The organism is Nitrosomonas sp., assembly GCF_043753625.1.
Lineage (GTDB): Bacteria > Pseudomonadota > Gammaproteobacteria > Burkholderiales > Nitrosomonadaceae > Nitrosomonas.
Window position 1 is genome coordinate 1 of sequence record NZ_JAYUWI010000021.1, and the last position, 7,310, is coordinate 7,310.

The window sequence follows — 7,310 nt, forward strand, 5'->3', positions numbered from 1 at the left end:
TCTAAGGGTTCTATATCCAAAAATCCAAAATTTTCCCTTTACTCACAACGATTAATTGAATAAATACCTTCCTCAAATATTTTATAAAATTTTCTGCTGATAGATTGGGAATAATATCCCTAGCCTTGCACAATTTTTACCACTCTCGCCAACCACCTATTAATGGAAAATAAATTCCTAATCTAATTGGACGCGAGTCTATCTGTTGCATGATTTTTGCATAACTATTGAGTTGACTCTGATAGCGCATCTGCTCTCGGTCTAAGAAATCTTGAATATCGGAGCCCTCGTGACTACTTGTTTTATAATCTATAATCCATCGGATTCCATTTGAATCACAGAAAGTTCTGTCGATCACCCAAGTCATTGGTACATTATCATCGATACCAGTGATCTTTAATTCATTTTGTGCAAATTGCTGCGAACCCAGGATCCATTGCCCGCGTTTATCGTTAATCGCATACGTCAACGCTAGCATGATGCGTTCGACTGCATAACCGACCTCCTTATTATTCCCACTCAGACCGTCTGCTAACAAATTCTGTTTAAACTGATCTCTCAGCATTTGTATGCGCACAGTATTCCAGCCATGCATTTCATCCTCTGCAATTTTTTGCAACCATCGATGCACTACATTCCCCACATGACGAGCCATTTCACTCGCCCATGAAAATTCTATTTCTACTTGTATTTGCTTACCACCATATGACTCTTGCCAAGTTACTGATTCTGGAGCATCCGGCAAAACCCATTCCGACCTCAATCGATAGATACTTTGATTACCTATACTATCTATATTTATTTCGCTATCTCTACCAATCAACTGACTGTACCCAGATGCGATATTTCTTTCTAATACATTAATATAAATTGAATGCACAGTTAACCATAACCTGTTTAGCAATGCCCCGGCGACTGGTTTCTTGAGCACTGTTTTTCCATCAGTATTTAAAGCCAAACTAACATGGCCCAATAAGTGCAAAAAATTTTTTGCACGTGTCGCAGCAACATAAAGCAAGCGATCGGCTTCAAGCTGTTCCTTGTCTCGATCCAGTTTTTCCATCCATAAGTAGATTGAATCAGCTTCTGCCCCTGTTTCCTGAATCGGTGCAAGTAATAAATCTAAAACCGACACTCCTCTTACATCCATAACTTCGTTGTGCGGTTGCTCGGTCCATTTCAGCAACCGCTTATCATTATTACGCGGCGCTCGACCAAGTCCGGGTACGATCACTGTATCAAATTCAAGTCCTTTGGCTTTATGGATCGTCATGATCTGCAAGGTGTCATCAGCATCCAGATCTGGTGAGGCATATAATACATTTAGTCCCTTTTCAAAGCTTGCCAAATCTTGAATAGCACCAGCTTCTTCTTGTTCCTCAACATAATCCAAATAAATCATGGCATCATCCAGGTTATTTGCCATGCAATCCCCGTTTTTTTCAACTGGATTTATGCAACCTGGGCCGCCTAGCGCTTGCCAAAGTGCTTCAACCGTCATGCGTAATGATTGGCGCTGCCGATGATCCATACAAGGTTTCAATATCTCCCGTATCCGGCGTATGCGCATCATTGCATCGGTTGAAATACCATGCCAGTGATTCTCATCGCACATCAAACCCCACACAGTCATTTCTTTGACAATCACACCATGATCATTTTCATTCCTTTTTATACTCGCTAACGCAGCAATATCCTGGAGCAAAAGACCACACCAAGGTGCCCTTAACAATGCAAACCAGGCAAGGCGATCGGCCGGATTTATTAACGCACGGGTAAGTGTCAGCAAATCCTGTACCACAGACTTGTTATACAACAATTCAATGTCAATAGCGCGAAACCGTAATCCGGCTTTTTTTATTTGTCCGACAATTTCACGTAAATGACTACGATTACGGACTAAAATTGCAATCGTTCCGGTTGGATTATCACTCCACGTTTGCGTGATAATTTCTACAACTTGCTGGGCTTCTGCAACATGATTTCTTTCAAAAAATGGATATAGCTTCACTGCAGTACCAGGCAACCGAGAATGTGTCGCAATCGAAGTGCTATAAGCCACTGCACCTGTTGCAATATCTTCACAATCAGGCATGATTTGTGTAAAAACAGTATTAATCCAATCAATAATACCTTGCTGTGAACGGAAATTAGCTCTGAGCGTGAGCGGCTGTAAAACCAGATGACCAATCCCTGCGCTTCGCGCTTGTAAAAAAAGCCCCACTTCTGCTTCACGAAACCGGTAAATGGATTGCATGGGATCACCCACTGCAAATAGGCTACGCCCGTCCCCAGCTTCCCAGCCAGCAACAAGCTTCTCGATCAACTTAAACTGACTAATTGAAGTATCCTGAAATTCATCAATCATCAAATGCTTAATGCGATAATCCAATGCTAATGCCAGATCTGTCGGTGATTCAGAATCACCAAGTGCGAGCAATGCACGCTGCGCGACTTCTGAGAAATCCACATAACCGCTAGCTTGAAAAATAATATTGAGTTGTGCAACGGCATATGGCAGCAGTCTGGTTATTGCCCCTAATATTTCCCATTGTTTATCGGAATAACAAGACGGCGGCAGTTGGCGCATATCGTGCAGCGCTTGCCGGAATGTATCCTCCAGATTAAGTGACTCAATCAAAATTTCTAGTCGATTCTTCCACGCCTTCGCCTTATCTTTTTCAGTCTTGGTGTTACCAGGTGGAAATCCTTCGTTGATAGAAAATCTTTTTCTCCAGTCTCCCTCTTTTGTCAGCAACAATTCAGCAATACCACACCAGTGCTCAACATCCGCCGTCGATAATGTTTCTAGTCGATCACAGAAACTAATCATTGATGGCTTGCTTGCAGAGGAAAGCAGATTCGCAGCAGCATAACGCAGCAATTCCAGCAGTTCATTGTGCATTGTCTTTGGAAATAGCTGAAAAACATAGCGCAATGCATTACGGCGTGAATTTTGCAGTGATGTTTCCAGCTCCTGTCTGGTTCTGCCATGGATATGGCGCAACCAATGATCGCGTCGCGACAACATCTCAGCAAGCAATGCTTCGATGCGCGCCATATCGTTATCCAGATGTTCGAGTAACCGCTTCACATCATGGGCAATCACATGGTTTTTCCCCACCAGCTCCAATGTAGCCCGCGCTGCTTCGAGATAAAAATCTGAAGCATCCTCGATTGTTTCCGGCTGCGCACCGAATTTTGACAGCATTGGCATCTGCCGTGTCAATGAAGCACATAATGAATCAATCGTTTGTATCCGTAACCGCTCCGGATTCTCGGCGATATGCCAGCCAGCCTGACGATCTTGTCGTAAAACAGCGGTCGACAGCTCACGATTCAGCTTTTCATAAGCAGTTTCGTCATCGGTAGGTTTCTTTTCAACTTCGAGCGCCGCCAGAACGCGTGCACGCATTTCTGCTGCAGCTTTTCTGGTAAACGTAATCGCCACAATCTCTTCCGGCGCATCCACACAGGCCAACAATCGGAGATAGCGCTGAATCAGCAACGCAGTCTTCCCCGATCCTGCCGGTGCCTGCACGATAAATGATTGCGCAGGATCCAATGCACGGTAACGCTCATCTGCATCAGGAATGCACGCAGTATCAATCATTTTCACTATCCTGTTCCATCCGCTTCTCGCTAATCCGCTCATGAATCCGGCAAAACAATTGCATATCGCAATGTTCACAGGTTACCGGGAAATTCTTGGGATTTACTCTGGCATCACCACTGCAAAAGCCCTCCGCAAGTTCCGTCAAGTGTTGCCGCCATGTCGCAATCAAATCCTCCCAAGAGTTGAATTGTTTACAAGCATTTAATTGCGAAAATACTTTCACGCCCGGCAATAAATCCGGATCTCGCATGATCGCCGAAAATCCCATCTCACCTCGTTTAATAGCAGCAAACGCAACTCCTGCACCCTGCTGCTGTGCCTCGGTCATTACCAGATACAATGGAAGTTGCGGTTCATCCGGACGCTCTCCGAGCATAGTCTGAACGGATTGTTTCCGGGTTTTGTAATCAATCACAATGTGCTGTCCGTCCTCCAACTCATCGACTCGATCCAGACGCGCATTCAATACCAGATTACCTATCCGGATGGTGCGTTTCTCTTCGGTTGCAATGACAGTAAAATGACCCCGCTTCTTTTCCTCATCCAACCATTCACGTACCAAGCACACAAGACGCCAATGTTCAATCTGCGCAAATCGCCCAGAAAGCGCAGTCGGTCTATACTGCTGCATCTGTAAAATTGCGTTGTCGGCCGCACTTGCCAGCATTTTTTCCAAGTCAGAATCACTGATGATATCGAGCGCATCTTTTGTTTTCAGTTGATTCCATAACTGTGCCAATACCTGATGCACCAACGCGCCACGTTCCATCGCATTTAAACCGGTATGTGGCACATCCAGGCTTCCTATTAGCAATCGGTGCTTAGCCCAGGCGCGAAATGGACATGCGGCATAATCCTTGATTACTGCCGTACCACCCCTAGTGCCTTGATTGGCGATTTCCTGTTCTACGGGCAGCACTTGGCCGTCTTCTATCTGCTCCAGCTCGCAGGATTGGATAATGAGATCCCGATGCTGCGAAACAACAGAAAAATCTCGTTTAGTTTCCGGTATCGATCGAAGCAATGGACTGGGCTTTAATTCATGTCCATCACGATCGTCACTATATTTGGGGTAGCTTAGGATTACTTCTTCCGCGCTGGATAACCAGCCATCCATCAATCTTCGGCAGTAAGCCAGTGATTCCAGGGTAGACCCCAGGGGCAACTTTTCCCGGCGCTGCAATTCAAGTGGCAGAAATGGATTTGGGTTGGCACGCATAGGCCATTGTTCATCCGACAAACCCATGACCCAGAGGTGATCAAACACCATTCCTGCCGCTTCCAATACCCCGAGGATCTGAATGGGCACTTCGGGTGTTTCGGGTTGAAACAATGTATTGCTCGCCATGCGCCTAAGGCGACTGATCACTTCACGATAACTGGCATTTGTGCTGACATGATCGAGTGTCGCAAAATCTGCGACTAACGCTTGCCATTTTTTTAATGTTTGGTATTCAATGGAATCCAGACCACGCTCTCCAGGAAAACCGAAATGCTGCAGTACTTCAGAAATAATTTTGGCAAAAGCGGCATGGCTTTCTGATCTAGGAATTTTTGTTTGACGGAATGTGACTAATGCCGACAAGCGTTGTAGCAGGACCGGACAATTTGCTTGACCATCAGCTTGCTGTACGAGTGTTATCAATCGATCCAGGGTGATCAAAGGCTCGGCATATCGGCGTATATGTGCATCCAGCAATGCGCGCGGCATCATCTCCGTCTCTCCACCAGCAAAAAATGGAGACCTTAGCCAATGACTTACACGGCTAAATTCTATTTCCTGATCCAGCAATTCCAGACTGGTAAAAGCTACATCAATCAGTGGATAAGACGTTAGCGCCAAACCCAACGAAACATTAAATGGCGCAACTGGCCGCGTAGCACCCGGCAATGCAAATCTTATATCCGGATGCATGACCACATTAAAAATACGGATCAGCTTGCTGCGGCAACTGGACAGTGCAGGTACCACGACACCAACACGAACTGCATGATCCGCTTCTTCTATTTTGGATCGCGCCCAGACCGCTGCCTGGAAGATCTCTTCACGACTGCTAACATATTCAATGCGCCGGGCACCACCCAGCGCTAATGGACGCTTATCTGCCAGATTGGCAATTACGACCTTGCATCCAGTAGCGATCAGCTTCTTTAAGAAAGTGATTTGCTGCGGCGTAAAAACATCAAAACCATAACAAACCAGAGCGGATGGCTTTTTTATATCCAGGTATTCGTATTGCTCTGTGATCAGATCACAAATACGGGCTTGGTCTGTTTGCCGGTTACGTGCTGTTTGCTCCTGATAGGATCTTGTCCAATCCAGAAACGCTTTACCATCCTCATTCGGATAAAAATCTTTCAGTTTCGGGATAAGCTGCCATGCATGCGCCAGTTGCCATGCTCCCTGAACGCATTGTGCAGTCTGTGAAATCCTCAGTAGTGTTTTTCCCGCTGCGGAAGATTGAATAATTGATTCCCACAGAACTTGCTCCTGTGCTGCGGACAGCAACAACGGCAAAGTGGATGTTTGCTTGGCATACAGCGTATCGAGGTAAATACGCTCAATTAAGGCTATAAATGGCAGTACATCAGCTGAGTACCAAACCGCCAATTTTAGGCTGATTTGATTTTGATTGAATTCTTCTTTAAGTGCCAATGCAAGTCTTCGGTTCGGTGTTACAACCGTAGTATCGGCATTTATATGCTCAAAAACCTCACTAAAGGAGATTTGAGGGAATAGTGAAGAGTCAAACATGCGGCATCTGAATTACCGCAATTTCTTATTAGCGTTGCAAATATTTTAGTTTATCCGTCACACTTGCCCAGTCATCCGCATCAGAGGGTGCATCTTTTTTCTCAATGATTGGTCGCCATTTTTTAGACAACTCAGCATTCAGCTTGATAAAATTAAGCTGTTGATCGGGCACATCATCTTCAGCATAAATCGCTTCCACCGGGCATTCTGCAACACATAATGTGCAATCAATACACTCATCGGGATCAATGACTAAACAATTGGGGCCTTCACGGAAACAATCTACCGGACATACATCCACGCAATCTGTATATTTACATTTAATACAATTTTCAGTTACTACATAAGCCATGACAACTTTTCCTTGCTTGACACTTTTATAGAATCTCTTATTTTAGCAGAATTCTAATAAACAACGCCATCACCAAAACTACTGAAACTACATATATTGACACATAAGTATCCGGCAATTTAGTTGAATAAATCCTGTTGATTATAATTTTTGAGTGTATTCATTCGTACCACAGTATTTTTAACCAATTGATCAATAAGTTTTTTATTGATAATAGTCAGACTAAAGATCTGTAGAATTATGTAAGTAAAGTCTCGATATTGGGCCATTTTTTACGATGGCAACCAAGACACAAACTGTGATGGCGATCTCAATCTGCGTACTAACTGTGTTCCCAGTAACTCCATAGAACCGTTTGATACGGAGATTATAGATCCGGAACGATTTATCCATGAATCTTTTTGCAGGTAAACACTTGTTCTGCATGTATATAGAAAACACAAAAAATCATGAATAATTCGTTCCGAAGCAATAGGTAATTCCAATTCTACTTAGGAACAGCATTAATAATCCAATCCCATCCGGTAATGCTGCGCATAGTTTCCTGGCTTGATTCAAGGTTTTTTAGCGCGCTTTCCAGATGAATC

3 protein-coding genes are annotated in these 7,310 nt (G+C 44.3%); all 3 read right to left on the reverse strand.

Annotated features, from left to right (window positions below):
• Positions 1-136 precede the first annotated feature (136 nt).
• Genes ACH10T_RS01825 through fdxA form a run of 3 tightly spaced genes read right to left on the reverse strand, consistent with a single transcriptional unit; the run spans position 137 to position 6,723 of the window.
• Positions 137-3,613 carry a UvrD-helicase domain-containing protein gene (locus ACH10T_RS01825; RefSeq protein ID WP_394807636.1) on the reverse strand — a complete coding sequence of 1,159 codons (3,477 nt, stop codon included), beginning with the start codon at positions 3,611-3,613 and terminating at the stop codon, positions 137-139.
• Complete coding sequence (locus ACH10T_RS01830) at positions 3,606-6,371, reverse strand: PD-(D/E)XK nuclease family protein (RefSeq protein ID WP_394807637.1); 2,766 nt, start codon at positions 6,369-6,371, stop codon at positions 3,606-3,608. Before ACH10T_RS01830 ends, ACH10T_RS01825 begins: the two co-directional genes overlap by 8 nt.
• Positions 6,372-6,399: 28 nt before the next feature.
• A complete protein-coding gene (gene fdxA, locus ACH10T_RS01835) occupies positions 6,400-6,723 on the reverse strand; it encodes a ferredoxin FdxA (protein WP_394807638.1) in 324 nt (107 codons plus the stop codon).
• Positions 6,724-7,310: the final 587 nt, after the last annotated feature.

What these genes read in the sequence shown, in the direction of transcription:
- ACH10T_RS01825 (WP_394807636.1), bottom strand. Translation starts at nt 3,613, where the DNA reads ATGATTGATACTGCGTGCATTCCTGATGCAGATGAGCGTTACCGTGCA.
- fdxA (WP_394807638.1), bottom strand. Translation starts at nt 6,723, where the DNA reads ATGGCTTATGTAGTAACTGAAAATTGTATTAAATGTAAATATACAGAT.
- ACH10T_RS01830 (WP_394807637.1), bottom strand. Translation starts at nt 6,371, where the DNA reads ATGTTTGACTCTTCACTATTCCCTCAAATCTCCTTTAGTGAGGTTTTT.